Here is a 25,932-nt window from a genome sequence, read left to right on the forward strand (position 1 = left end):
GGCCGTGGCCGCATGGCTCGTCTGCTGGGTCAGGAGCGGGCGAGCAGGGCGCGGGCTTCCTTCGCGGCCTTGTCGAGCGCGGCCTTCGCCGAGAGGTCACCGCCGAGCGCGGCCTGGATGCAGGGCGCCAGCGCCGACATCACCTGGCGGGCGGCGGGCGAGGGTTCGCCGGGGTTGGCGTACTTCAGGGCCTTCGTCATCGTCTTGAAGTCCGGTCCGGTTCCGGGGGCCTGAACGTCGGTGCGTGCCGGGAAGTTGCCCGCCGCGGCGTTGAGGGAGGCCTGCGCCTTCGCGGAGGACAGGTAGGACAGCACTTCGTAGGCGGCCTTGCGGTTGCTGTCCTTGTTGATCGAGGTCAGGGAGAGCAGCCCGGGGTTGCCGTAGGTCGCGCGCGCCTGGTCCTTCAGCGGGAGGCCGAGAGTGACGCTGTCCTTGCCGAGGGCGGCGCGCATCTGCTGCAGTTCGGGCAGTGAAGTGACCGGACGCATGGCGACCTTGCCGGCCGCGATGGGGGCACCCTGGACGGCGGGTCCCGCGATGGCGGCGCCGGCCGGCAGTCCGCCCTTCTTCTTCAGGTCGACGAGGAACTGCAGCGCGGAGACGCCGGCGGCGGAGTCGAACGCCACGTCCTTGCCGTCCTTGGTGAAGACCGCACCGCCGGCCTGCCACAGCAGCGGGTAGAAGGAGAGGTTGAGCGTCTGTTCGGTGCTGCCGGCGTAGTCCATGACCGCGATGCCCTTCTTGGCGAGCACGGGAGCCGCCTTGAGAACGTCGGCCCAGGTCCTGGGCAGTTCGAGACCGGCGTCAGCGAAGATCTTCGTGTTGTACGCGGTGGCGTTCACGTTCTGGAAGAGCGGCACCCCGTACAACTTTCCGTCGAAGGTGGCGGCCTTGAGAGTCCCTGGGTAGAAAGCCCCCCGCTGGTTCGCCACGGCGTCGTCCACGGGCAGCAGCCCCTGCACCTTCTGGTACGTGGCGGCTTGGTCGGGGGTGATCAGTACGATGTCCGGGCCGGAGCCCGCCGCGAGTGCGGCGGATATCTGGGCGTCCCGCTTGTCAAAGGTCTGCAGATCGATGTTCAGGTCGATGCCGGGGTGGGTCTTCTCGAAGTCGGCCTCGGTCTTCTCCCAGTACTTCTTGCTCGCCGCCGCGTCCTTGATGACGGGGTACATCCACAGCGTCACCTTGGCCTTGCCGTCGGAGCCGGAGGACGAAGAGCAGGCTGTGAACGCCAGAAGTGCGGCGGCTGCCAGGGCCGCGTAGCGGAGCTGTCGGATACTCATGCGGTCTCTCCCTCTCGTGGTCCTTCTGGTCCTTCGACGGCCTGGGCGAGGGCCGGTCCGTTCGCGGCGGCAGAGAACGGACCGGGGGCCGTGGCCGCGTCGGGCCCCTGCGCGACGGCGGTCAGGGTCGCGAGGGCGTCCCGGTGACGGGCGAGCAGCGGTTCGCCGGTCAGCAGGGGGTCGGCGGTGTCGCGCATCCAGCCGAGCAGCGCGGCGGCGAGCCCGGTCAAGGCGTCCCGGCAGGTGAGGTCGTCGGCTCGGTTGTCCGTCTCGTGCGGGTCTCGCTCCAAGTCGTACAGCTCCAGCAGGGGGCTGGAGCCGATGGTGGGACCGTTGAGATCGGCCGGCAGGCTCCGGTGCACCCAGGACTGCGTGGGGTCCATCGCACGGGGGGCGTTGGCGAGGTTGACGATCAGCTTGTGCGTGGCGGAGCGTGCCGAGCGCTTCGGGTCGTAATACGTGTGGTGGGTGAGCTGGCCGAAGGTGTGCTCACGCGGGGGCCGGCCGTCCGCCGCCAGCGGGACGAGACTCGTGCCGGCGAGGCCTTCGGGCCGGGGCAGACCGACCAGGTCCAGGAGCGTGGGCAGCACGTCGACGTGGCTCACCATCGGGGCGAGACGGCGTCCCGCCCATGGGGCGCGGCCCGGGACCCGCATCATGAGGGCCACTTCCAGGCCGGGGTCGTAGAGGGTGCACTTGGCCCGGGGCAGGGCGAGACCGTGGTCGGTGGTGAAGACGACGATCGTCTCCTCCCGCAGGCCGACCGCGTCGAGGTGGTCCAGGATGCGGCCGACACCTTCGTCCATGTGCCGTACAGCGCCCTGCAGTTCGGCGATCTCCTCGCGGGCACCCAGGTCGTCGCGCAGGTAGGGGGGCACGGTGTGGCCGAGAGAGCTGTCGGGTCGTACGGCGTCACCGAGGAAGCCCATGACGCCGGGCGGGTCGTCTCTGGAGGGTGTGCGGTGCGGTTCGTGGAAGCCGACCTGCAGATAGAACGGGGCGTCGGAGGCCGAAGCCCGGTTCAGAGCGTCGGTGGTGCGCTCGACGACCACGTCGCGGTCGCCGCCGCTGCGCACCCGGTCGAAGCCGAGGCGCGCGGCCACGGTGTCGTCGGGAAGTACGCGGGACTCGTGGTGCACGCCGATGAGTTCGGTCCGGTAGCCGGCTGACTTCAGACGGTGGGCGATGTGGGTGTTCGGCTCGTGCAGGTCCCAGCCGAAGGGGTCGTGGGTGAGGCCGAGCACGCCATTGGTCTGCGGGTAGGTGCCCGTGAACAGCGACGCCCTGGCGGGGCTGCAGTGCGGCGCCGTGGCGAAGGCGGTCTCGAAGACGGCCGACTCCGCGGCCAGTTGATCCAGGCGGGGGGTCACCACGGTGGGAACGGCGTACACGCCGAGGAACCGCCCCAGGTCGTGGCAGTGGACAAGCAGGATGTTGCGCGGCTCGGTCATCCCATCCGCTCCAGGTCCGTGCGCGTGAGCGCGTGCTGCAGAGGCTGCCCGGCGAGGTGCCGGCGGATCTCGTCGACGACAATGTGTCCGGCACGCCGCCGGGAGCCGGCGCTGGCTCCGCCCAGATGCGGGGTGAGCAGGACGTTGGGCAGGCCTCGCCACCGGTCGTCCCCGGGAAGCGGCTCGATGTCGAACACGTCGAGCGCGGCGTCGATCCGGCCGGAGGCGACCGCCTCGAACAGGGCGTCCATGTCCACGAGCGAGGGGCGGGCCGTGTTGACGAACAGGCCCCCGTCGCGGATTGCGGCGATCTCCGCAGCACCGATCATGCCCCGGCTCTCGGCGGTGTCCGGGGCGTGCACGGCGATGACGTCTGCCCAGGACAACAGGTCGGGCAGGTCAACGGCCAGTGATGCCAAGGGATCCGGCGGGATCAGGTAGGGGTCGTACACCCGGACCTCGGCGCCCAGCGCCCGGCAGGTCTCGATGTATGGCCGTCCGGTGCGTGAGGCACCGATGACGGCGATGCGGGCGTCACGGATCTCGCGGGCACGCTCGACCGCGCGGGCTTCCTGCCAGCTCCTGCCCGAGCGCAGAGCGTGGTCGAGGCGGTGGGTGCGGCGCAGCAGGGAGAGCGTGAATGTGAGCGAGAGCTCGGCGACGGAGGACGCCATCGCGGCGCCGGCCTGCGAGATCTGCACACCCGCGGCCCAGAAGTCGTCGCTCACCAACGTCTGTACGGAGGAGGCGGCGTGCATGACGAGACGCAGCTCGGGGGCGAGCGCCAGACGCGTGGCGTCCAGCCGCGGGAACCCCCATGCGGTGACGAAGACGTGCACGCCTGCGGCGGCCGCGCGGAACGCGTCCGGGTCCTGCAGTGCGCTCGGCTGGATCTCGGTGACCTCGCCGAGCTGCTCCAGGGCGCGGACCGTCTCCGGCGGGAAGAACGCGTCCGCCTCGGCAGCGGGGACGCTCAGCAGGATCCGCGTGGGTGAGCGACGGGGAGCGGAGGCTCCCCGGTGGGCTCCGAGGTGATGGTTCATGGCGGCGAAGCTAGTCAGGAGGAGTAACTTCTGTCAATGACCGAAAGAACTACAATGGAGCCCTGTTGCCGTTGAGGAGGCCTGTTTTCATGCCGTCGTCCAGCTCCCCTGATCCCGAGGGCCCGCCCGCGACGAAGCCGCGCGCCGGGAGCAAAGCCCTGATCCGCGAGATCAACGAGGCACTGGTCCTCGATGTCGTGCGCGCGCAACGTCCGGTGGCGAGGGCGAACATCGCGACCACCACCGGACTCAGTCCGGCCACCGTCACCGGGATCACTTCCAAGCTGCTGCGCGCGGGGCTGCTCATCGAGACGGACGTCGTCCGGGGCACCGGAGGCCGGCCGGCCCGCCTGCTCGACCTGGGCAGTGACGCGGTGGTCGCCGCCGGTGTGCGGCTGTCGGACTCGGACGCGTTCGTACTGCTGGTCAACCTGCGCGGCGAAGTGGTCGCCTCGCACCAGGAGCCGCTCGCGTCCACCGACCCGGACGACGTCGGCAAGGCCGTAGCCCGGGCCGTGCGCGCAGCAAAGGCAGGCCGGGCCTCCGCGACGCTCATCGGTGTGGGTATCGCCGTCTCGGGCGTGGTGGACCACGCGGGAGGCGCCGTACGGCACAGCGGTTCGCTCGGCTGGGACGACGTCCCGTTCCAGGCACAGTTGACGTCTCTGCTGGAGGCTCCCGTCGCCATCGACAGCTACGTCAACTGCGTGGCATCGGGCCTGCTGCTCTTCGACGGCCGCCTCGCCGGACGCGACCTGCTGGTGTTCAGCGTCGGAACGAGCCTGGGGGCCTCAGTGGTGGTGCAGGGACGCATCCACCGCGGCTTCAACGGCGCGGCCGGCGGGTTCGCCCACTCCCGCGTCGGCGCGGGCGCCGAACGCCCGTGCCACTGCGGTGCACTGGACTGCCTCGAAACCTGGTCGAGTCACTGGGGCATACAGCGCGAACTCGAACGGCGCGGCCGGCCGGGCGACGGCTTGGCCGAGCGCGACGACGACCTCATCACCGAAGCAGCCGACCGTCTCGGCATCGCCATGGCCAACTCTTCCAAGATGTTCGGTCCCGAACACGTGGTGGTCGCCTTCACCCAGGAGATGAACATGCCCGCACTCACCACCCACGTGGAGAAGGTGTTCCGTCGGCAGTACGAGCACGACAACACACCCGCCCCCGACCTGGAACTGACAGCGACGGACCCCTCCACACATGCCCGTGGCGCCGCCTACACCGTACTCGCGCAGATGTTCACCACCGCCACCCATCACGCTCACGTCACCAGCGGCCGGAACGCGTTCACGGCCGGATGAGTTCGACAACGGCTTCGAGATCCAGTGGGAGCCGTTCCTCGAACGCGTGGCCACCAGCGGCGACCACAGCACCCCGGAAGCGGCGTCCAGTTGCCGCGAATTGTTCTTGGAAAGCACAAAACCCCAGGTCACGGCGAGTGAGTCCTGGGGTTTCGCTGGGCCGCCTTCGGGATTCGAACCCGAGACCTACGCATTACGAGTGCGTTGCTCTGGCCAACTGAGCTAAGGCGGCACGCCGTCCTGACCATGGTGCGGTCAGCAGCGACGCCAAGTCTACACAGTTTCCGGGGGTGCTCCGGACAGCCCCCGGCTGGGCCACTCCGTGCAGGTCAGGAGCACTTCTTGCCGTTCTTCGGCGGCGTGCCGTCCAGGAGGTACTTGTTGATCGCCGTGTCGATGCAGGTGCTGCCGCGGCCGTACGCGGTGTGGCCGTCGCCGTCGTAGGTGAGCAGCGTGCCGGAGTCGAGCTGGGCCGCCAGGGCCTTCGCCCACTTGTACGGGGTCGCCGGGTCGCGGATCGTGCCGACCACCACGATCGGGGCCGCGCCCTTCGCCGTGATGCGGTGGGCGGTGCCGGTGGCGTGGAGCGGCCAGTACGAGCAGTTCAGGGCGGCCCAGGCGAAGCCCCTGCCGAAGACCGGGGACGCCTTCTCGAAGGACGGGAGGGCCTTGGTGACGGCAGCGGGGTCATGGAAGGCGGGGGGCAGGTCCAGGCAGTTCACGGCGGCGTTGGCGAACATCAGGTTCGCGTACTTGCCCTTGCTGTCGCGCTCGTAGTACGAGTCGGACAGGGCGAGCAGGCCGGCACCGTCGCCGGCCATCGCGTGGGTGAGCGCGGTGCGCAGCTGGGGCCAGGACGTCTGGTCGTACATGGCCGAGATCACGCCGGTCGTGGCGAGCGACTCGCCCAGTTTGCGGCTCTGGCCGGTGGGCACCGGTTTGGCGTCCAGGCGCTGGAAGAAGGCCTCCAGCCGGTGTGAGGCGTCAGCGACGGACGTGGTGCCGAGCGGGCAGTCCTTGTGTTTGATGCAGTCGGCCGCAAAGGACTTGAAGGCGGTCTCGAAGCCTGCGGTCTGGTCGCGGTTCATCTGCAGCGACGTCAGCGACGGGTCCATCGCACCGTCCAGGACCAGCCGGCCCACCCGCTTCGGGAAAAGTCCCGCGTACGTCGCGCCGAGGAAGGTGCCGTATGAGGCGCCCACGTAGTTCAGCTTCTTGTCCCCGAGGATTCCGCGCAGGATGTCCATGTCCCGGGCGGCGTCGACCGTGGACACATGCGGAAGGATCTTGGCCGAGTGCTTCTCGCAGCCCTGCGCGAAGTCCTTGAGCGACGTGGTGAGCTTCTTGGTCTCCCCCGAGTTGTCCGGGGTCTGGTCGACCTCCGTGTAGGAGTCCATCTGCTTGCCCGTAAGACATTCGACGGGCTGGCTGCGGGCCACCCCGCGCGGGTCCATGGCCACCATGTCGTAGCGGGCACGGACGGACGCGGGGTAGCCGATTCCCGCGTACCCCTGGAGGTAGTCGATCGCCGAGCCGCCCGGCCCGCCCGGGTTGACCAGCAGGGAGCCGATCCGCTTTCCGGGGCCGGTGGCCTTCTTCCGGGAGACGGCAAGCTTGATGTCGCCGTCCGAGGACTTGGTGTAGTCGAGCGGCACCTTCATCGTGGAGCACTGGAACCCGGGGGCACCGCAGGAGCGCCACGTCAGCTTCTGGTCGTAGTACTTGGTCAGATCCACCGACGGTGCGGACGTCGCAGCCCCGGCCGAACCCGCGCCGGACGCCGAGGCCCCGGCCTGCGACGCGGTGGGGGCCGAGCCCCCCGACGAACAGCCCGAAACAAGCAGGCCGGCCATGGCCAGCACGGTGGCCGGAGCGGAGAGCAGACGCCTGAAGTCCATTCCCGGAGCGTAGTCCGGCCCCAGCCGAAGCCCCTCTTTTCCGGCCCGTACGAGTGAGCCGTCAACCCGCGCAGACCGTTCCGGCCGGGCAGCTCTGCCCGTCTCGGCAGGGTCGTCCCTGCCTGTCTCGGCTAGGTCGGCCCTGCCCGTCTAGGCCCGGATCAGCCCGTGTCATGCCGCCCGTCCGTCAGCCCGCCCGTCCGTCCGTCCGTCAGCCCGCGCGTCCTTCAGCCCGCGCGCAGTGACACCGCCATCGCCTCGACTGCCAGCAGCGGTGCCACGTTCCGGTCGAGGGCCTGGCGGCAGGCGGTGATTGCCTCGATCCGGCGCAGGGTGCTCTCCGGGTTGGAACTCAGCGCGATCCGGTCCAGCGAGTCCCTGACGTCCTCGTTGGCGATGGCCACCTTGGAGCGCAGCTGGAGCGCCAGCACGTCCCGGTAGAAGCCGGTCAGATCGGTCAGCGCGAGGTCGAGCGTGTCGCGCTGGGTACGGGTCGAGCGGCGCTTCTGCCGGTCGGCCAGTTCCTTCATCGCCCCCGCCGTGCCCCGGGGCATCCGCCCGCCGGCCGACGCACCGAGCGCCGCCTTCAGATCCTCGGTCTCCTTGGTGTCCGTCCCCTCCGCGACCTCCTTGGCATCCTCGGTCGCGGCGTCGATCAGCTCCTGCGCCGACTTCAGACAGCCGCCGATGTCCTCGACACGCAGCGGCATCCTGAGCACTGCGGCGCGCCGAGCCCGGGCGCGCTCGTCGGTGGCGAGGCGGCGGGCCCTGCCGATATGGCCCTGTGTCGCACGGGCCGCGTCCATGGCCGCCTGAGGGTCGATGCCGTCCCGTCTGACCAGGATGTCGGCCACCGCCTCCACGGGCGGTGTGCGGAGGGTGAGATTGCGGCAGCGGGAGCGGATGGTCGGCAGCACGTCCTCCAGGGACGGCGCGCAGAGCAGCCACACCGTACGGGGGGCGGGCTCCTCGACGGCCTTCAACAGTACGTTTCCCGCGCCCTCGGTGAGGCGGTCCGCGTCCTCCATGACGATGACCTGCCAGCGGCCGACCGCCGGCGAGAGCTGAGCGCGGCGAACCAGCTCACGGGTCTCCTTCACGCCGATGGAGAGCTGGTCCGTGCGGACGACCTCGACATCCGCGTGCGTACCGACGAGGGCGGTGTGGCAGCCCTCGCAGAAGCCGCAGCCCGGGACTCCACCGAGCGCGCGGTCCGGGCTGACGCACTGGAGGGCCGCCGCGAAGGCACGGGCCGCGGTGGACCGGCCGGATCCGGGCGGGCCCGTGAAGAGCCAGGCGTGCGTCATGGTCGACTTCGACATGGCGTCGGTGGAGGTGCCCTCGGTGTTGGCGGTGACGAGCGCGTCGGCGTCACGGGCGGCGGCGGCGAGCTGCGTCTGGACGCGGTCCTGGCCGACGAGGTCGTCCCATACGGGCATGCGGTCGCCCCCCTCTCTACTTCTTATGGTGCTGCGCGGTTCCTGCCCCGGTGTGGTGCGGATTCCATTGTGGCGCAGGGGTCTGACAGTACGGTCCTGTCCTCGTCCCGTGGACCGGACCTCCGGCCTTCCGGCGGCCGACAACAGCACCGCGGGCCCGGAGGACAGGTGTCCTCCGGGCCCGCGGGGGTGAGTCAGCTGCGGCCCTTGCCCCGGCCTCTGCCCCTGTTGTCGTGGTCCTCGTCCTCACGGTCCGAGCCCAGCAGTTCGTCCGCCAGCGAGGGCAGATCGTCCAGCGGAGTCTCCTCCGCCCAGTCCGAGCGGCGGCGCGGGCGGTCCGGATCGATCTGCGGCAGCTCGCGGGTGCGCTCATTCGCGTTCTCCGGCGGCGACTGGTGCGGCTGCGCGGGGTGCTCGTCCCGGAAGTACCCGGGCGGGACCCGGTCCGCGGGGGTGGCGCCGTGCAGGTGCGCCTGCGGCAGTACCGTCGTCTCCTCCGAGTCCCCGGTGGAGCCCGCGGCCCCGGCCCCGGAAGCGGACCCGTCCGCCGGCTCCGACGGCCTCGCGGCCCACGAAGGACCGGCGGACCGAGCGGACCGCCCAGAGCCTCCCGACTGCGCGGAGCCCTCGGACTGCGAAGGCTGCGAAGGCCGAGCGGACTGCTCACCGCGTGAAGAGCCCGAGCCGCCCGAAGAGCCGGACGTACCGGAGCTGCCGGAAGACCCAGAAGAGCCGGACGTACCAGAAGCACCAGACGTCCCGGATTCCCCAGGAGTCTCCGCGATCTTCGGGATGACCCTCGTCTCGTCCGCGTCGGACTCCGGCGGCGTGGGGTGCACCGCGACCGGCTGGGTCACCTCGTTGGCGCCCATCACCGGCGTCTCGACAGTCGTCTCGTTGTCGGCCGCCGCTGCCGCCTTCGCCGCCTCGGCAGCCTCCGCCTCGGCCTGCCTGCGGGCCTCCTCGGCCCGGAGCAGCGCCTGCTCGGCCTTGCGCTGCTTCTCCTTGCGGCGCTCCTCGGCCTCGGCGCGGAGCCGCGCCTCTTCTTCCTTCTGCTTACGGAGCCGCTCCTGCTCCTGCTCCCGCGCCTGCTCCTCGGCTTCGCGGCGGGCCCGCTCCTCCTCGGCGAGCCGCCTGGCCTCCTCGGCCTGACGGCGCGCTTCCTCGGCCTGGCGCTCCTCCTCGCGCCGCCGCGCCTCTTCGAGTTCGCGGCGCTTGCGCTCCTCTTCCTCGGCCCGGAGCTTCGCGAGCTGCGCCTGGCGCTCGCGCTCCAGCCGCTCCTCCTCCGCCTTGCGGGCCGCTTCCTCCTCGGCCTTCCTGCGGGCCTCCTCCTCGGCGGCCTTCCGCGCCTCCGCCTGAGCCTTGATCTCGGCGTCGGAGAGCGGGAGCAGCTGGTCGAGACGGTGGCGTACGACCGTGGTGATCGCTTCCGGTTCCTGCGCCCCGTCCACCACCAGATACCGGCCGGGGTCCGCGGCGGCGAGCGTCAGGAACCCGGACCGCACCCGCTGGTGGAACTCCGCGGGCTCCGACTCCAGCCGGTCGGGCGCCTCCGTGAAGCGCTCACGTGCGGCCTCCGGGGAGACATCGAGCAGCACCGTCAGATGCGGTACGAGGCCGCCGGTCGCCCAGCGGTTGATACGGCCGATCTCGGTCGGCGCCAGTTCACGGCCCGCGCCCTGGTAGGCGACCGACGAGTCGATGTAGCGGTCGGAGATGACGATCGCGCCGCGCTCCAGGGCGGGCAGGACGACCGAGTCGACGTGCTCGGCGCGGTCGGCCGCGTACAGCAGCGCCTCCGCGCGGTTGGAGAGACCGGCCGACGCGACGTCCAGCAGGATGGAGCGCAGCCGCTTGCCGACCGGCGTCGCACCCGGTTCGCGGGTGACGACGACCTCGTGGCCCTTGGCGCGGATCCACTCCGCGAGCGCCTCGACCTGGGTGGACTTTCCGGCCCCGTCGCCGCCTTCGAGGGCGAGGAAGAAGCCGGTCGCCGCGGGAGCCTGGACCGGGTCGGCGCCGCCGCGCAGCGCGTCGCGCAGATCGTGGCGCAGCGGTACGCCCGTACGGTCGTCCGCCTTGACCAGGACGAGCGCGGCCACCGGCAGCAGCAGCGCCCCGACCAGCATCAGGGTGAAGGCGGCACCGCCGTGGGCGAAGACGAAACTGCCGTTGCCGAGGTGGTGCGGACCGATCAGGGCTGCGACCAGCGGGGCCACGATCGCGCCCAGCGCGACAGCGACCCGTACGACCGCCTGGAGGTGGTCGGTGGTCCGGGCCCGCCTGCTGTCCTCGGTCTCCTGGTCGACCAGCGTGTGCGCGGTGTTCGCCGAAACCCCCGCCGCCCAGCCGGCGACTGCGGCGATCAGTACGACGGTCGCGGTGTCCGGGACCAGGCCCATCACCAGCAGCGCCACACCGGTCAGGGTGATCGCCAGGGCGAGCAGCCTGCGGCGGGAGAGACCCGGGAGGGTCTTGGGCGCCGTACGGATTCCGGCGGCCGTGCCCGCGGTCAGGACGAGGACGAGCAGCGCGAAGGCGAGCGGGCCTCCGTCCAGGTCGGTGGCGTCCAGTACGGCGACGGCAACGGCGGAAGCGATGGCTCCGGCGACTGCGGCGGCCGCCAGGACGAGCAGCGGGACCGTGCCCGTGCGGCCCTTGTCGGGGCCGTTGGCACCCGCCGGACGGCGCAGCCCCTCCAGCGGGGAACGGGCGCGCGGCGTCTGGCCGTCGGGCAGTTCGAGGAAGTACAGCGTCGAAACGGACGCGGCGAACAGACCGGCCGCGGCATAGGAGCCGAGCGCGGCCTGGTGCAGCGAGAACCAGTCGATGCCCGATCCCAGCAGCTTGCTGATCAGCGTGGCGACCAGCAGTGCGGCGGCGGCCGCCGGAATGGCGAGGAAGGCCGTACGCAATGAGAGCCTGCGCAGCGCGTCCAGGTGGTCGGGCAGGCCCCGCACCGCCACGCTCTCTGGCGGCGGCTTCGGCAGCAGCGCGGGCGCGGTGCTCTCCTTGGCGACCGTCCAGAAGCGCTCGGCGACGCCCGCCACGAAGACCGTGGCCAGGAGCGCGGCAGGCGCGTTGGCCGGGGTCCAGTTGACCCACAGCGGGGCGATGATCAGCAGCGCGACCCGCAGGCCGTCCGCGCCGATCATGGTCCAGCGCCGGTCGAGCGGCCCGTTCGGCGCGGTCAGCGCGGCCACCGGGCCGAGCAGTACGGCGCCGAAGAGCAAGGTGGCAAGGGCCCGCGCGCCGAATACGGCTGCTACGGCGAAGGCGGCACCGCGGTACCCGCCCCCGATGGATTCTTGCGAGACCGCCGCCTGCAACGAAAGAAGCAGCAGCACGAGAAGGGCGAGGGCATCGCCGATATTGCCGACGAGCTGGGCGCTCCACAACCGCCGGAGCGGGGGGATGCGCAACAGGGCTCGAACGGCACGCTCGCGTGAGTCTGCGGCTAGTTCGTCGGAGGTGGGGCTCACGACCGTTGGCTGCTCGGCTCGCGTCATCCGACCAGCCTATCCGGAAGGGTCAAACCGCCGCCGGGCCCCCCGAACATTTGGGCGGCCGGTACGCCGCGCCCATTCCGCACGCGCCGTACCGGCCGTTCGCTTCACCGGGCTCCCGCCCACCCGGACTGCGATGAGCCCGGACTCCGGTGCACGGCGCACGGGTTCACCGAATCACGCGGCTCACCTCGGCACACGAATCACCCGCGTCACACGTCACACAGTTCACGGGAGCACATGGCAGCACACGGCTCACCCCGCGCCACACGGCTCATCGCAGCGCACGGATCACCCACACCGCGCCTCACCGCAGTCCACAGCTGACCGCGTCACACGGCTCACCGGCCTCCAGCGATTCCTACTCGTCGGCGGAGGAGGTCGCGCCCGTCTTCTGCGTGGCCTTCTTCGCAGGAGCCTTCTTCGCAGGAGCCTTCTTGGCAGGAGCCTTCTTCGCCGCCGCGGTGGTCTTGTCCGCAGTGGTCTTCTTCGCGGCGGTCTTCTTCGCGGCCGTGGTGGTCTTCTTGGCCGCCGTCTTCTTCGCCGCCGTCTTCTTGGCCGGAGCCTTCTTGGCGGTCTTCTTCTTCACCGGGCCCTTGGCGCGCTTCTCGGCGAGCAGTTCGTAGCCCCGCTCGGGAGTGATGTCCTCGACGCTGTCGCCGGTCCGCAGCGTCGCGTTCGTCTCGCCGTCCGTGACATAGGCGCCGAACCGGCCGTCCTTCACGACGACAGGACGCTCGCTGACCGGGTCCGTGCCCAGCTCCTTGAGCGGCGGCTTGGCTGCGGCGCGCCCGCGCTGCTTGGGCTGGGCGTAGATCGCCAGCGCCTCGTCGAGCGTGATGTTGAAGAGCTGGTCCTCGGTCTCCAGGGAGCGCGAGTCGGTGCCCTTCTTGAGGTACGGGCCGTACCGGCCGTTCTGCGCGGTGATCTCGACACCCTCGGCGTCCGTGCCGACCACCCGGGGCAGCGACATCAGCTTGAGCGCCTCGGCCAGCGTGACCGTGTCGAGGGACATCGACTTGAAGAGCGAGGCGGTCCGCGGCTTCACCGCGTTCTTGCCGGTCTTCGGGGTGCCCTCGGGGAGGATCTCCGTGACATAGGGGCCGTAGCGGCCGTCCTTCGCCACGATCTGGTTGCCCGACTCGGGGTCGGCCCCCAGCTCGAAGTCACCGCTCGGCTTGGCGAGCAGCTCTTCGGCGTACTCGACGGTCAGCTCGTCGGGCGCCATGTCGTCGGGGACATCGGCGCGCTGATGGTTCTCGGAGTCCTTCTCACCGCGCTCGATGTACGGGCCGTACCGGCCGACGCGCAGCACGATGCCCTCACCGACCGGGAAGGACGAGATCTCCCGGGCGTCGATGGCACCCAGGTCGGTGACGAGCTCCTTGAGCCCGCCGAGGTGGTCGCCGTCGCCGTTCCCGGCGGCGGCCGCCGCGCCCGCGTCGCCCTCACCGAAGTAGAACCGCTTCAGCCACGGCACGGACTTGGCCTCGCCCCGCGCGATGCCGTCGAGGTCGTCCTCCATCCGTGCGGTGAAGTCGTAGTCGACGAGCCGCCCGAAGTGCTTCTCCAGCAGGTTGACCACGGCGAAGGAGAGGAAGGAGGGGACCAGCGCGGTGCCCTTCTTGAAGACGTAGCCGCGGTCGAGAATCGTGCCGATGATCGACGCGTAGGTCGACGGACGGCCGATCTCGCGCTCTTCCAGCTCCTTGACCAGCGACGCCTCGGTGTAGCGGGCCGGCGGCTTGGTGGAGTGGCCGTCGACGGTCATCTCCTGGGCGGAGAGCGCGTCGCCCTCGGCGACCTGCGGCAGCCTGCGCTCGCGGTCGTCCAGCTCGGCGTTCGGGTCGTCGGCACCTTCGACGTACGCCTTCATGAAGCCGTGGAAGGTGATCGTCTTGCCGGACGCCGAGAACTCGGCGACCCGGCCGTCGGACGAGGTGCCCGCGATCTTCACGGTGACGGAGTTGCCGACCGCGTCCTTCATCTGGGAGGCGACGGTCCGCTTCCAGATCAGCTCGTACAGCCGGAACTGGTCACCGGAGAGACCGGTCTCGGCAGGCGTACGGAACCGGTCACCCGAGGGGCGGATCGCCTCGTGCGCCTCCTGCGCGTTCTTGACCTTCCCGGCGTACGTGCGCGGCTTGTCCGGCAGGTAGTCGCTGCCGTACAGCTGCGTGACCTGGGCACGGGCCGCGCCGATCGCGGTGTCCGAGAGGGTCGTGGAGTCCGTACGCATATAGGTGATGAAGCCGTTCTCATACAGCTTCTGGGCCACCTGCATGGTCGACTTCGCGCCGAAGCCCAGCTTGCGGCTGGCCTCCTGCTGGAGGGTCGTCGTACGGAACGGGGCGTACGGCGAGCGGCGGTACGGCTTGGACTCGACCGAGCGCACCGCGAAAGCGGAGTCGGTCAGGGCGGCGGCGAGCGCGCGGGCATTGGCTTCGTCCAGGTGCAGGACGTCGCTCTTGAGCTGCCCCGTGGAGTTGAAGTCACGGCCCTGGGCGACCCGGCGGCCGTCCACCGAATTCAGCCGGGCGACGAGGGTCGACGGGTCGGAGGCGTCGCCCTGGCGGCCGGTGGAGAACGTACCGGTCAGGTCCCAGTACTCAGCAGAACGGAAAGCGATGCGCTCGCGTTCCCGCTCGACCACGAGGCGGGTGGCGACGGACTGCACGCGGCCGGCCGAGAGGCGCGGCATGACCTTCTTCCACAGGACCGGGGAGACCTCGTAGCCGTAGAGACGGTCGAGGATCCGGCGGGTTTCCTGGGCGTCGACCATGCGCTTGTTGAGCTCGCGCGGGTTGGCGACGGCGGCCCTGATCGCTTCCTTGGTGATCTCGTGGAAGACCATCCGGTGGACCGGGACCTTGGGCTTCAGGACCTCCTGGAGGTGCCACGCGATGGCTTCGCCCTCGCGGTCCTCATCGGTGGCGAGGAAGAGTTCATCGGACTCCGCGAGGAGATCCTTGAGCTTCCTGACCTGCGCCTTCTTGTCGGCGTTGACGACATAGATGGGCTGGAAGTCGTTGTCGACATCCACTCCGAGGCGGCGCACCTCGCCGGTGTACTTGTCCGGTACCTCAGCGGCACCGTTCGGCAGGTCGCGGATGTGCCCGACGCTCGCCTCGACGACATAACCCGGGCCGAGGTAGCCCTTGATCGTCTTCGCCTTGGCGGGCGACTCGACAATGACGAGTCGGCGGCCGCCGTGTGCGGTCTCGCTGGTCGGGGACAACGTGGCTCTTCTCTCCGGTCGGCACTCGGTGGTCATGCTCGCTGCGGAGTGTGACGGTACATCCCGTCCCCGTGTCAAACGGCAAAAGCCCGCAACGGCCACTGGAACGGTAACCCGACTACCGGCATTTCTGCCGCCCGGATCGGCTCAGTGCCCTCCCCGGGGCTTGCCTCACACCCCTCCAGGACCCCCTTCAGGACTCCGTTGTGGAGTTCTTCCGGCGGCTCGGCGGGTAGGGCGATAAGTGCGTCCATGCGCCGGTACGGCCGATTCCGGATCCAGTACCGGAGGTGGCGCCGGAGCCCGTACGGGAGGTGATGCAGGAGGCGATGCGGAGCCGTGCCGGAGGCGACGAGGGCGGGGCCGTTTCGGCCGCAGCCCCCGACGCGTGACCCAGGCGTGCTCCGAGGCGTGCCCCGGGGTGTGCCCCGAGCCGCATCAGAGGCGGGTGAAGCACCACACTCCCAGGGCGAGGGACACCACGCCGAACGCCACCGCCAGGGTGCGGGCGCGGGCGGGATTCACCCCCGCGGCCACCGGAGCACGACGGCGGGTCCGCGTCCCGGTCCACAGCAGCAGCGCGCCCCCGAACAGTGCGAATGTCGTTCCGGCGAAGACCGCGGGCGCGCTCTCCATGTCCGTACCATCCCGTCCCCCGAGTTCCAGGACGGTGAGGCTGGCACCCCGGGACGACACCGGCACGAACGACGGGTGAACGGTGGGTGCGGAACGCCCGGGGAGACGGGCGCGGGACGCCTGCGGAGGCCGGCCCGAACGCTGCGGGTCAGTGCGCTCCGGCGGGGGTCAGACCGACGCGGGCGGGCGTCAGACCGACGCGGGCGGGCCCACCGGATCGAGGAAGCCCTCCTCGACCAGCGTCCTGATGGACTGCGGGGTGCGGTCCCTGAGCACCACCGGGTCCTCGCCGAGCAGTTGGGCGATGGCATCCAGGATCTGCCCGGCGGAGAGCGTCCCGTCGCACACTCCCGCGAAGCCGGCACCCACCGTGTCGACCTTGGTGGCCCTGCGCATACCGCGGTTCTGCCGGAGGATCACATGCTCGGGATCCTCGGCGCCCGGCATACCCACCTGCTCCTGCACGACCTCGGGCGCGAGCCTGAAGTGGCCGGCCAGCAGGGCGGCGTCGTCGTGGTCGCGCAGATAGTCCCGGCGCTCGAAGTGCGCCCGCACGGTCTCGCCGAGCGGCTGCTCGACCGGGTGCGGCCACTCCTCCACGAGGATCGACGGACGGTCGGATCCCGACTTGTACAGCGTGATCCAGCCGAAGCCGACAGCCTTGGTCCTACGGGCGTCGAACTCGTCGAGCCACGCCTCGTACCGCTCGGCATAGACGTCCGGGTCCGTACGGTGGTCGCCGCTGTCCCGCAGCCACAGCTCCGCGTACTGCGTGATGTCCTGCACCTCGCGCTGCACGATCCACGCGTCGCAGCCGCGCGGCACCCAGGAGCGCAGCCGGTCCTGCCACTCCTCGCCCTCCACGTGCTGCCAGTTGGCCAGGAACTGCGCGTATCCCCCGGCGTTCAGATGGGCGCCCGCCTCCGAGACGAGCGAGCGGCAGAGGTCGTCCCCGCCCATCCCGCCGTCCCGGTAGGTCAGCCTGGCTCCGGGCGAGATGACGAAGGGCGGGTTGGAGACGATCAGGTCGTACGTCTCACCCGCCACCGGCGCGAAGAGCGAGCCCTCACGGAGATCCGCCGCGGGGGCCCCGGAGAGCGCGAGGGTGAGACGGGTGAAGGCGAGTGCCCGCGGGTTGAGGTCGGTGGCCGTCACACCCGTGGCGTGCTGCGCGGCGTGCAGCGCCTGGATACCGGATCCCGTACCGAGGTCGAGCGCTCGTCCGACTGGCGTACGAACGGTGATCCCGGCGAGCGTGGTGGACGCCCCTCCGACCCCCAGCACCACGCCTTCGTCATGGCTGCCGATGCCTCCGGCGCCGCCGACCCCGCACCCCGGATCCGAGACGATGAACCAGTCCTGCCCCTCCGGGCCTCCGTACGGCCGGACATCCACCGTCGCCCGTACTCCACCGTCCGTACGCGCCACCCAGCCGTCGGCCACGCATTCCTCCAACGGCAGCGCGGCCGCCGCCTGCCCGGCGGGAACGGACTGCTGGAGCAGGAAGAGCCGCACCAGCGTCTCCAGCGGTGCCCCACCGCGCGTGGCACGCAGGGCGGGAACCGTCTCGCTGCGGGCCAGCGCGGCGTACGCGGGTGCGCCGAGCAGGTCGAGCAGGCCGTCCGCGGTGAAGGCGGCGGCAAGCAGAGCCTCGCGGATCAGGGGCGAGTGGTCGGGCGCGGGAAGACTGGTCGTACTCACCCGCCCATTGTGGCTGCTCCCACTGACAACGCCCGCACCGAGCGCCCGCGAACACCCGGACACGCGGACGGCGGGGACACGCAGCCCCCCGGACACCGGACACGCAGACAGCGGAAAACCGTCGATGACCGGCGCCCCGACCGCTGTCGGGGCGCCGGTCATCGACGGTCGCCGGCCGGTCCGTCAGTCCCCGCTGTACTACGCCTTGGAGGGCGCGACGGTGGGGGACGGCGAGGACGTCGCGACCTTGCACGCGTCCTGGTTGAGCAGCGCCTTGCCCGTGTCGCCGGAGAAGAGCTTCTTGTAGGCGGTCTCGTTGATCTTCTTCATGTTCTCGCCGACGCTCTTGAGACCGTCGGAGAACTTCTGCTGGTCCTTCACGTCCAACGCGTCGACCTGCTTCTTCAAGTCGGCGTACGCCTTCGAGTTGGTGTTCAGCTCGGTGATGGCGTCCTGCTGGATCTGCTTCCCGTTGTCGACGGGCGGCGGTCCGGCCTTCTTGAGATCGGCGGCGATGGCCGCGTCAGCCGAGGACAGATCCTGGAACGCGGCCGAGTCGGCCTTCTGGATGTCTGCGGGCTTGCCGTCCGCCGCTACGGCGGTGATCTGCTGGTTGGCCTTGTTGATCTTCGTCAGCTGAGGCCCGATGTCGCCGCAGAGCGACTTGGCCCAGTCGTCCGTCTTGTTGCTGCTGTTGTCGCTGCAGCCCGACAACGCCAGTACCAGTACCGCACCGCCGGACAGTGCGGCAGCAAGCTTCTTGTTCACCGGATTGGTCCCTTCCAAGGCTCTCGGCCCCGGAACATACACGCCAAGTGGGCGACATTCGCGTGTCGTAAGCCCGTTTTTTACCGTATTGAAGCCATTTGCACCAAGACGGATGGGAGAGACAAGGCTCACGGGCGCGGAGCCGTGCGACGGCATACGACAGGGGGCGGACGGGCCGTCAGCGCGACCTGTCCACCCCCCGCCTGATGGGGCATTACCGAACTGACCGCCCGCCTCATGGCCTGCCCTGTGCGGCCTGTCGCCAGTGCTATGGCGGCCAGTGCTGCGCGCGGCCGGCTCTGTCGCCGTCCGCCGGCCTGTCCTATGGCCCGTCCTGGGCGACCACCGCCGGGCCCGTCAGCTCGCCGGCCTCTTCCGCCCCGTCCTCGCCGCCCACGGAGATGCCTCGCCGCTTCGACACATACACCGCGCCGACGATGACCAGGATGGCGACCGTCGCCACTACCGCACGCACCGGAGCACTGGCGTTGTCGCCGTAGCTGAACTTCACCACCGCGGGTGCGATCAGCAGCGCCACCAGGTTCATCACCTTGAGCAGTGGGTTGATCGCCGGGCCCGCCGTGTCCTTGAACGGGTCGCCGACCGTATCGCCGATGACGGTCGCCGCATGGGCGTCGCTGCCCTTGCCGCCGTGGTGGCCGTCCTCGACGAGCTTCTTCGCGTTGTCCCACGCGCCACCGGAGTTGGCGAGGAACACAGCCATCAGGGTGCCCGCTCCGATCGCACCCGCCAGGAACGAGCCGAGCGCCCCCACACCGAGGGTGAAACCCACCGCGATGGGTGCCATCACCGCGAGCAGACCCGGCGTGGTCAGCTCGCGCAGGGCGTCCTTGGTGCAGATGTCGACCACCCGGCCGTACTCGGGTTTCTCGGTGTAGTCCATGATCCCCGGATGCTCGCGGAACTGCCGCCTGACCTCGTAGACCACGGATCCGGCCGACCGCGAGACCGCGTTGACGGCCAGTCCGGAGAAGAGGAAGACGACCGCGGCGCCGAACATCAGGCCCACCAGATTGTTGGGCTGGGAGATGTCCATGCTCAGGCCGAGTTCGCCCGCTTTGGCGTGTACGTCGTCGACGGCGGTGGCAAGCGCGTCACGGTACGAGCCGAAGAGCGCCGAGGCCGCGAGCACCGCTGTCGCGATGGCGATGCCCTTGGTGATGGCCTTGGTCGTGTTGCCGACCGCGTCCAGGTCGGTGAGGACCTGGGCGCCCGCGCCCTCGACATCACCGGACATCTCCGCGATGCCCTGCGCGTTGTCCGAGACCGGGCCGAAGGTGTCCATGGCGACGATGACACCGACGGTGGTGAGCAGCCCGGTGCCGGCCAGGGCCACCGCGAAGAGGGCGAGCATGATCGACGTACCGCCGAGCAGGAACGCGCCGTACACACCGAGCCCGATGAGCAGCGCGGTGTAGACGGCGGATTCGAGCCCGATGGCGACACCCGCGAGCACCACCGTGGCGGCGCCGGTGAGCGAGGACTTGCCGATGTCCCGGACCGGACGGCGGCTGGTCTCGGTGAAATACCCGGTCAGCTGCTGGATAAGGGCGGCCAGGACGATACCGATGGCAACCGCCACCAGGGCGAGTGTCCTCGGGTCGCCGCTGTGCGCCCGGATGGTCGCATCGGTGACGCCGTCCAGGTCGCCGTACGACCCGGGCAGATAGCTGTAGACCGCCACGGCCACCAGGACCAGGGAGATCACCGCGGAGATGAAGAATCCGCGGTTGATGGCGGACATCCCGCTGCGGTCGGAGCGCCGCGGGGCGACCGCGAAGATGCCGATCATCGCGGTGACCACGCCGATCGCCGGGACGATCAAGGGGAAGGCGAGCCCGAAATTCCCGAAGGCGGCCTTGCCGAGGATGAGGGCCGCGACGAGCGTGACGGCATAGGACTCGAAGAGGTCGGCGGCCATGCCCGCACAGTCGCCGACGTTGTCACCCACGTTGTCCGCGATGGTCGCCGCGTTGCGCGGGTCGTCCTCCGGAATGCCCTGCTCCACCTTGCCGACCAGGTCGGCGCCGACGTCGGCGGCCTTGGTGAAGATGCCGCCACCGACCCTCATGAACATGGCGATCAGCGCGGCGCCCAGTCCGAAGCCCTCCAGCACCTTGGGCGCGTTGGCCGCGTAGACGAGGACGACGCAGGAGGCACCGAGCAGGCCGAGGCCCACCGTGAACATGCCGACCACACCGCCCGTACGGAATGCGATCTTCATTGCTTTGTGCGAGACAGCGGTGAGATCCTTTTCCGGCTCACCCTCCCCTGGAGTTGCTTCCCGGGCGGCTGCCGCCACGCGCACATTCGCTCTTACGGCCAGCCTCATGCCGATGTATCCGGTGACCGCCGAGAAAAGCGCGCCGACCAGGAAGAAGGCGGAACGCCCCGCACGCTGGGACCAGTCGTCGGCCGGCAGCAGGAAGAGCAGGAAGAACACGACGACGGCGAAGATGCCGAGTGTGCGCAACTGCCTGCCCAGATAGGCATTCGCACCTTCCTGCACGGCTGCCGCGATTTGCTTCATGGAATCGGTGCCCTCGCCGGCGGCCAGCACCTGACGTACCAGCAGCTGGGCGACGAGCAGGGCCGCCAGCGCCACTACGGCGATGACGATCACGATGATCCGGTTGCCGTCGGTGAGGGCCGCGGCTGCGAGGGTTGTGGAGTGTTCGGACTGCTGTGGGTTAAGGAGCCCCGCCATTCGTCCTCCTTGACGCTCAGAGCTCAAGATGTGACGGATTGTAGGGAGCGGACCCTGATCAAAACAGTGCGTGGTAAACGGAATTGAACCTTGCCTGAATAAACCTGTCCGGGGATGCAAAGGAAAAGTAATGGGGCAGAGGCATTCAATGGGATGCATGCCGCGGAACGCATTATGACTCAAAGATCAAGACAAGGATCAAGGAAAACAAAAAGGCCCTGCTCAGCAGGGCCGATAAAGGGATCAGAGATCCGAACGGAGAAGCAGAGATCCGAACGGAGAAGTCAGCAGTCAGGACCCCGGTCGCAGCAGGATCCCGGTCCGGCGGATCTCTGCCAGGGCAGGATCCCGGTCAGGGTCGGGTCCCCGGTCAGGGTGGGATCCCGTCAGGGTCGGAATCTGGGTCAGGGTCGGAATCTGGGGGGGGGCGGGACCTGCGTCAGGGCAGGGCCGTTGCCGATGCCGTCGGCCACGTCATGCGGATGACTCCCCCGTACTCGCCGGAGGTGACCTCCACATCGTCGACGAGACCGCTGATGACCGCGAGGCCCATTTCGTCCTCGCCGTCCGCGGACGCGTCGAGGGACGGATCGGCGCCCCCCACGGCCGGAGCGTCGGGCGCCCCGGAATCCGCGGAGGCCGCACCACCCGCACTCGGCACCTCGTCCCCGACCTCGATGGAGAAGGACTTCTCCTCCTCGATCAGTACGACGCGGACGGGGGCCGCGATGCCATTGCCGCGGTGGAGACCCACCGCACGGGAACACGCCTCGCCGACCGCGAGTCTCACTTCGTCCAGCACAGCCTCATCGACCCCGGCCCGGCGTGCCACGGCGGCCGCCACCAGGCGAGCCGTCCTCACATGTTCGGGCTGGGCGCTGAAACGGAGTTCAACGGTGGCCATGCGATCCCCCTCAGACGTACGGGCGTGCTTCTCGGGGGGACCGGGCTGGAAGCCCGGTACCCCTGCGTTCTTCCTCCGGAGCCGTCAGTCGGTTGCCGCGACGGCTTCATCGACCGTGGTGTGGATCGGGAACACCTTGGTCAGACCGGTGATTCGGAAGATCTTGAGAATGCGCTCCTGGTTGCAGACCAGGCGCAGCGAGCCCTCATGGGCACGCACGCGCTTCAGGCCGCCTACGAGCACGCCGAGTCCGGTGGAGTCGAGGAAGTCCACGCCCTCCATGTCGACGACCAGGTGGTAACTGCCGTCGTTCACCAACTCGACCAACTGCTCGCGCAGCTTGGGCGCGGTATATACATCAATCTCGCCACCGACCTCGACGACCGTACGGTCGCCACCAGGCCCGGACACATTGCGAGTCGACAGGGACAGGTCCACGGATCCTCCAGCACCTTGCTATCGAGCGGCCGCCCACGTGGTCTCCCCGGCGGAGCCAGGGAACGGATCGCCAGCCGCGATGGCATTCAATCACTTACCAGCAGGCGTGCACGACGCCTTGAGCCCATTGTCCGTCATGCCAGTGACACACTCGGTACCGATGGCCAAGAATCACCGCACCGGGCGACCCACTGCGGACACGGGTGCACGACCCGGTCCACGGCAGATACTCGAGCGTCTCTCCGCGGGGCAGAGCCGGGCTTCGCGCATCACTCATACGGAGCACCTGCCCCCGCGTGCGGGGCGTCATGCCGTCTGGCCCGATCGCATCCGGCCTGAAGTGATTGCCGCCATTCGGGCACGTGGCATCGAACATCCATGGGCCCATCAGGCCACAGCTGCCGAGCACGCGCTCGACGGCGAGTCTGTGATCATCGCCACGGGCACCGCTTCGGGCAAGTCGCTCGCCTACCTCGCACCGGTGCTCTCGGCTCTCCTCGACGGGTCGGAGGCGCCCAACGGACGGGGCGCCACGGCCCTCTACCTCGCTCCCACCAAGGCCCTGGCCGCCGACCAGCGGCGCTCCTTCCGGGAGCTCGCCGCACCGCTGGGCCACGGCATCAGACCGGCCGTGTACGACGGGGACACACCCGTCGAAGAGCGTGAATGGGTACGTCAGTTCGCCAACTACGTCCTCACCAACCCGGACATGCTGCATCGCGGGATCCTGCCCTCCCACCCGCGCTGGGCCTCCTTCCTGCGCGCTCTGCGGTACGTGGTCATCGACGAGTGCCACACCTACCGGGGCGTCTTCGGCTCGCATGTGGCCCAGGTGGTGCGCAGACTGCGCCGCCTCTGCGCCCGTTACGGCTCCGACCCCGTCTTCCTGCTCGCGTCCGCCACTGCGGCGGAGCCCGCCGTGACCGCAGGCCGCCTCACCGGCCTCCCCGTGCATGAGGTGGCTGACGACGCCTCTCCCCGCGGCGAACTGGTCTTCGCCCTGTGGGAGCCACCGCTCACCGAACTCCACGGCGAGCAGGGCGCTCCTGTACGCCGTACCGCCACTGCCGAGACCGCCGACCTCCTCACTGATCTGACCGTGCAGGGTGTCCGCTCGGTCGCCTTCGTACGGTCCCGGCGTGGCGCGGAGCTCATCTCCGTCATCGCCCAGGAACGTCTCGCCGAGGTCGACCGCTCGCTGGTCTCCCGGGTCGCCGCCTACCGGGGCGGCTATCTCCCCGAGGAGCGACGCGCCATCGAAGCCGCCCTGCACTCCGGCGAACTGCTCGGCCTCGCTGCCACCACCGCCCTGGAACTCGGCATCGACGTCTCGGGGCTGGACGCCGTTGTCATCGCCGGCTATCCCGGCACCCGGGCGTCCCTGTGGCAGCAGGCGGGCCGTGCCGGCCGGGCCGGCGGCGGCGCCCTCGCCGTCCTGGTGGCCCGTGACGATCCGCTGGACACCTACCTCGTCCATCACCCCGAGGCCCTCTTCCAGCAGCCGGTGGAGTCCACCGTCCTGGACCCGGACAATCCGTACGTCCTCGCCCCCCATCTGTGCGCGGCCGCAGCGGAACTACCGCTGACCGCGTCCGATCTTGAACTCTTCGGTCCGGCGACCGCCGGGCTGATGCCACAGCTGGAGACCGCGAAACTGCTGCGCCGGCGGGGAAAGTCCTGGTACTGGACCCGGCGGGAGCGGGCAGCCGACCTCACCGACATCCGGGGCGAGGGCGGACGACCCGTCCAGATCGTCGAAGCGGGCACAGGGCGGCTGCTCGGCACGGTCGACGAAGCCTCCTCCCACACCACCGTCCACGACGGCGCCGTCCACCTCCACCAGGGACGCACATACGTGGTGAAGCACTTGGATCTGGAGGATTCCGCCGCCCTGGTCGAGGAGGCCGGCCCGCCGTACTCGACCACCGCCCGGGACACCACCGCCATCGCCGTCCTGGAGACCGACACCGAAATCCCCTGGGGCACCGGGCGGCTCTGCTACGGGTCCGTCGAGGTCACCAACCAGGTCGTCTCCTTCCTCCGGCGCAGGCTCATCACGGGGGAGGTACTCGGCGAGACCAAACTCGACCTGCCGCCCCGCACTCTGCGCACCCGAGCCGTGTGGTGGACGGTCACCGAGGACCAGCTCGATGCCGCCCGGATCAATCCGGAACAGCTGGCGGGCGCCCTGCACGCCGCCGAACACGCCTCCATCGGCATGCTGCCGCTCTTCGCCACCTGCGACCGCTGGGACATCGGCGGCGTCTCCATCCCATTGCATCCGGACACCCTGTTGCCGACGGTCTTCGTGTACGACGGCCACCCCGGCGGGGCCGGCTTCGCAGAACGGGCCTTCCACACGGCCCGCGAATGGCTCACCGCGACCCGGGAAGCCATCGCCTCCTGCGAGTGCGAAGCGGGCTGCCCTTCCTGCATCCAGTCCCCGAAATGCGGCAACGGCAACGACCCGCTCCACAAGCGAGGCGCCGTACGCCTCCTCGCAGAACTTCTCAGGGAAGCTCCTGCCAGCGATTCGCCCGAGCGGGGGAGTCGTCCGGAGACGGCAGAGGCAGGAGACCGCCCCGCGGCGGAGGCGTAGGCGACGCAGGCGGAGTCGGAAGCGGAGGTGGACGTGGAGATAGGGGCAGCGGAGGTGCAGGTGACGGCGCCGGGCTTGGAAGGGCTTCGGCCTGACCCGCCCCATCCGGTGGACCGGCCCGCGCCCTGACCTTCGGCGTGTACGGCCCGAACCGCGCCTCGGCCGTCACATCGGCGATCTCACCCCTCACCGCGCACCGCACCACCCTGGCGCCCTGCGCCACGGCCACCCTCCCCGCCGCAGCGCACGCCGTTCCCTGCCCCTGGAGCGCCCGGTCCGCGGCTGCCAGGGCTGCCAGATCCGCCGCACCACCGGCACGGTGACGGGCCGCCACGCTCTGGCCCATCGCGAGCAGAGCCGCGAAGACCACGCAGAGGGAGGTCATCGCCATGGCCACCCACACCGTCGCCGAGCCGCGGTCGTTCAGATGTCCCCCGATCCTCCTCATGTCCGCACCACCCAGCCGTCGGGCCGAGCCCGCGTTTCGCCGTTCGCCGTCCCGGGATTGCCGGGGCTGTTGGGGCTGTTAGGGCTGTTAGGGCTGGGGCTGTTAGGACTGTCAGCGTCGCTAGGGCCGCTGGGGCCGCTGGGCCCACTCACCTCGCCCTCGTCCAGCGCCGCCGCTTCCGCCTTGAGTGTCAGTGTGAGGGGGCCAGGTCCCGGCGTTGGCGCCTCCACCCGAACCCGCCACAGCTCCCCCACGCGGCCCACCGTGACGCGTGCGCCGCGCGGGGCTGCCGAACGGGCGGCGGCGAGCGCAGCCGCCCCTGGCTCCGACCTGGCAGCCGCCCGCGCACCGATCCGCGCCGCATCGACGCACTGGATCTGGGCAGCTGCTGCGGTCAGAGCCCAGACCAACGCCATCGTGAACAGCACCAGCGCCGGAATCACCACCGCAGCCTCAGCCGATACGGACCCCCGGTCGGCCGGCCCCCTACCGGCCGTCCTGCTCAAGACCGGCCCCCTACTGACTGGCCTCTCACCAGTGTCCGA

Annotated in this window: 17 protein-coding genes and 1 tRNA gene; 2 read left to right on the forward strand and 16 right to left on the reverse strand. The window is 70.0% G+C overall.

Features of this window, described 5'->3' with window-relative positions; genetic code table 11:
- Window positions 1–29: 29 nt before the first annotated feature.
- Genes OG385_RS13310 through OG385_RS13320 form a run of 3 tightly spaced genes read right to left on the reverse strand, consistent with a single transcriptional unit; the run spans window position 30 to window position 3,777 of the window.
- The gene (locus OG385_RS13310) at window positions 30–1,283 is read right to left on the reverse strand and encodes an ABC transporter substrate-binding protein (RefSeq protein WP_266854773.1); all 1,254 of its coding nucleotides are present in this window, start codon (window positions 1,281–1,283) and stop codon (window positions 30–32) included.
- Complete coding sequence (locus OG385_RS13315; protein ID WP_266854775.1) at window positions 1,280–2,734, reverse strand: sulfatase; 1,455 nt, start codon at window positions 2,732–2,734, stop codon at window positions 1,280–1,282. Before OG385_RS13315 ends, OG385_RS13310 begins: the two co-directional genes overlap by 4 nt.
- Window positions 2,731–3,777 (reverse strand): hydroxyacid dehydrogenase, encoded by a 1,047-nt coding sequence (locus OG385_RS13320; RefSeq protein WP_266854777.1) that lies wholly within the window; start codon window positions 3,775–3,777, stop codon window positions 2,731–2,733. The genes OG385_RS13315 and OG385_RS13320 overlap by 4 nt, the downstream gene beginning before the upstream one ends.
- 89 nt (window positions 3,778–3,866) lie before the next feature.
- On the opposite strand from OG385_RS13320, the gene OG385_RS13325 reads away from it, so the two are divergent.
- Window positions 3,867–5,084 (forward strand): ROK family protein, encoded by a 1,218-nt coding sequence (locus OG385_RS13325; RefSeq protein ID WP_266854779.1) that lies wholly within the window; start codon window positions 3,867–3,869, stop codon window positions 5,082–5,084.
- 158 nt (window positions 5,085–5,242) lie between these two features.
- Here OG385_RS13325 and OG385_RS13330 read toward each other — a convergent pair.
- From OG385_RS13330 to OG385_RS13380, 11 genes are all read right to left on the reverse strand, one after another.
- A tRNA-Thr gene (locus OG385_RS13330) sits at window positions 5,243–5,316 on the reverse strand.
- A 97-nt stretch (window positions 5,317–5,413) separates the two neighbouring features.
- The gene (locus OG385_RS13335; RefSeq protein WP_266854781.1) at window positions 5,414–6,982 is read right to left on the reverse strand and encodes an alpha/beta hydrolase; all 1,569 of its coding nucleotides are present in this window, start codon (window positions 6,980–6,982) and stop codon (window positions 5,414–5,416) included.
- 227 nt (window positions 6,983–7,209) lie between these two features.
- Window positions 7,210–8,421 (reverse strand): DNA polymerase III subunit delta', encoded by a 1,212-nt coding sequence (locus tag OG385_RS13340; protein WP_266854782.1) that lies wholly within the window; start codon window positions 8,419–8,421, stop codon window positions 7,210–7,212.
- A gap of 194 nt (window positions 8,422–8,615) precedes the next feature.
- On the reverse strand, window positions 8,616–11,930 hold the full coding sequence (tmk, locus tag OG385_RS13345; RefSeq protein WP_266854784.1) for a dTMP kinase: 3,315 nt from the start codon (window positions 11,928–11,930) through the stop codon (window positions 8,616–8,618).
- A 358-nt stretch (window positions 11,931–12,288) separates the two neighbouring features.
- Entirely contained in the window at window positions 12,289–15,165 is a 2,877-nt protein-coding gene (topA, locus tag OG385_RS13350) for a type I DNA topoisomerase (RefSeq protein ID WP_266854786.1), read from the reverse strand.
- 438 nt (window positions 15,166–15,603) lie between these two features.
- Window positions 15,604–15,801 carry a hypothetical protein gene (locus OG385_RS13355; RefSeq protein WP_266854788.1) on the reverse strand — a complete coding sequence of 66 codons (198 nt, stop codon included), beginning with the start codon at window positions 15,799–15,801 and terminating at the stop codon, window positions 15,604–15,606.
- A 189-nt stretch (window positions 15,802–15,990) separates the two neighbouring features.
- Window positions 15,991–17,502, reverse strand: a complete 1,512-nt coding sequence (locus OG385_RS13360) for a class I SAM-dependent methyltransferase (RefSeq protein WP_266854790.1) — start codon at window positions 17,500–17,502, stop codon at window positions 15,991–15,993.
- 198 nt (window positions 17,503–17,700) lie between these two features.
- Entirely contained in the window at window positions 17,701–18,270 is a 570-nt protein-coding gene (locus tag OG385_RS13365) for a small secreted protein (protein WP_266854792.1), read from the reverse strand.
- A gap of 322 nt (window positions 18,271–18,592) precedes the next feature.
- Window positions 18,593–20,998 (reverse strand): sodium-translocating pyrophosphatase, encoded by a 2,406-nt coding sequence (locus OG385_RS13370; RefSeq protein WP_266854794.1) that lies wholly within the window; start codon window positions 20,996–20,998, stop codon window positions 18,593–18,595.
- 439 nt (window positions 20,999–21,437) lie between these two features.
- Window positions 21,438–21,902, reverse strand: a complete 465-nt coding sequence (locus OG385_RS13375; RefSeq protein ID WP_266854796.1) for an ATP-binding protein — start codon at window positions 21,900–21,902, stop codon at window positions 21,438–21,440.
- 84 nt (window positions 21,903–21,986) lie between these two features.
- Complete coding sequence (locus OG385_RS13380; RefSeq protein ID WP_003967428.1) at window positions 21,987–22,340, reverse strand: STAS domain-containing protein; 354 nt, start codon at window positions 22,338–22,340, stop codon at window positions 21,987–21,989.
- A gap of 79 nt (window positions 22,341–22,419) precedes the next feature.
- On the opposite strand from OG385_RS13380, the gene OG385_RS13385 reads away from it, so the two are divergent.
- On the forward strand, window positions 22,420–24,939 hold the full coding sequence (locus OG385_RS13385) for a DEAD/DEAH box helicase (protein WP_266854798.1): 2,520 nt from the start codon (window positions 22,420–22,422) through the stop codon (window positions 24,937–24,939).
- On the opposite strand, the gene OG385_RS13390 is transcribed toward OG385_RS13385, so the two are convergent.
- On the reverse strand, window positions 24,851–25,387 hold the full coding sequence (locus tag OG385_RS13390; RefSeq protein ID WP_266854799.1) for an Rv3654c family TadE-like protein: 537 nt from the start codon (window positions 25,385–25,387) through the stop codon (window positions 24,851–24,853). The two genes, OG385_RS13385 and OG385_RS13390, sit on opposite strands and share 89 nt — an antisense overlap.
- Window positions 25,384–25,893 (reverse strand): TadE family type IV pilus minor pilin, encoded by a 510-nt coding sequence (locus OG385_RS13395; RefSeq protein ID WP_266854801.1) that lies wholly within the window; start codon window positions 25,891–25,893, stop codon window positions 25,384–25,386. The genes OG385_RS13390 and OG385_RS13395 overlap by 4 nt, the downstream gene beginning before the upstream one ends.
- Window positions 25,894–25,932: the final 39 nt, after the last annotated feature.

The organism is Streptomyces sp. NBC_01306 (assembly GCF_026340465.1).
Taxonomy (GTDB): Bacteria; Actinomycetota; Actinomycetes; order Streptomycetales; family Streptomycetaceae; genus Streptomyces.

Coding starts and splice junctions, on each gene's coding strand:
- OG385_RS13310 (WP_266854773.1), bottom strand. CDS start 1,283: ATGAGTATCCGACAGCTCCGCTACGCGGCCCTGGCAGCCGCCGCACTT.
- OG385_RS13315 (WP_266854775.1), bottom strand. CDS start 2,734: ATGACCGAGCCGCGCAACATCCTGCTTGTCCACTGCCACGACCTGGGG.
- OG385_RS13320 (WP_266854777.1), bottom strand. CDS start 3,777: ATGAACCATCACCTCGGAGCCCACCGGGGAGCCTCCGCTCCCCGTCGC.
- OG385_RS13325 (WP_266854779.1), top strand. CDS start 3,867: ATGCCGTCGTCCAGCTCCCCTGATCCCGAGGGCCCGCCCGCGACGAAG.
- OG385_RS13335 (WP_266854781.1), bottom strand. CDS start 6,982: ATGGACTTCAGGCGTCTGCTCTCCGCTCCGGCCACCGTGCTGGCCATG.
- OG385_RS13340 (WP_266854782.1), bottom strand. CDS start 8,421: ATGCCCGTATGGGACGACCTCGTCGGCCAGGACCGCGTCCAGACGCAG.
- tmk (WP_266854784.1), bottom strand. CDS start 11,930: ATGACGCGAGCCGAGCAGCCAACGGTCGTGAGCCCCACCTCCGACGAA.
- OG385_RS13355 (WP_266854788.1), bottom strand. CDS start 15,801: ATGGAGAGCGCGCCCGCGGTCTTCGCCGGAACGACATTCGCACTGTTC.
- OG385_RS13370 (WP_266854794.1), bottom strand. CDS start 20,998: ATGGCGGGGCTCCTTAACCCACAGCAGTCCGAACACTCCACAACCCTC.
- OG385_RS13375 (WP_266854796.1), bottom strand. CDS start 21,902: ATGGCCACCGTTGAACTCCGTTTCAGCGCCCAGCCCGAACATGTGAGG.
- OG385_RS13385 (WP_266854798.1), top strand. CDS start 22,420: ATGGCATTCAATCACTTACCAGCAGGCGTGCACGACGCCTTGAGCCCA.
- OG385_RS13390 (WP_266854799.1), bottom strand. CDS start 25,387: ATGAGGAGGATCGGGGGACATCTGAACGACCGCGGCTCGGCGACGGTG.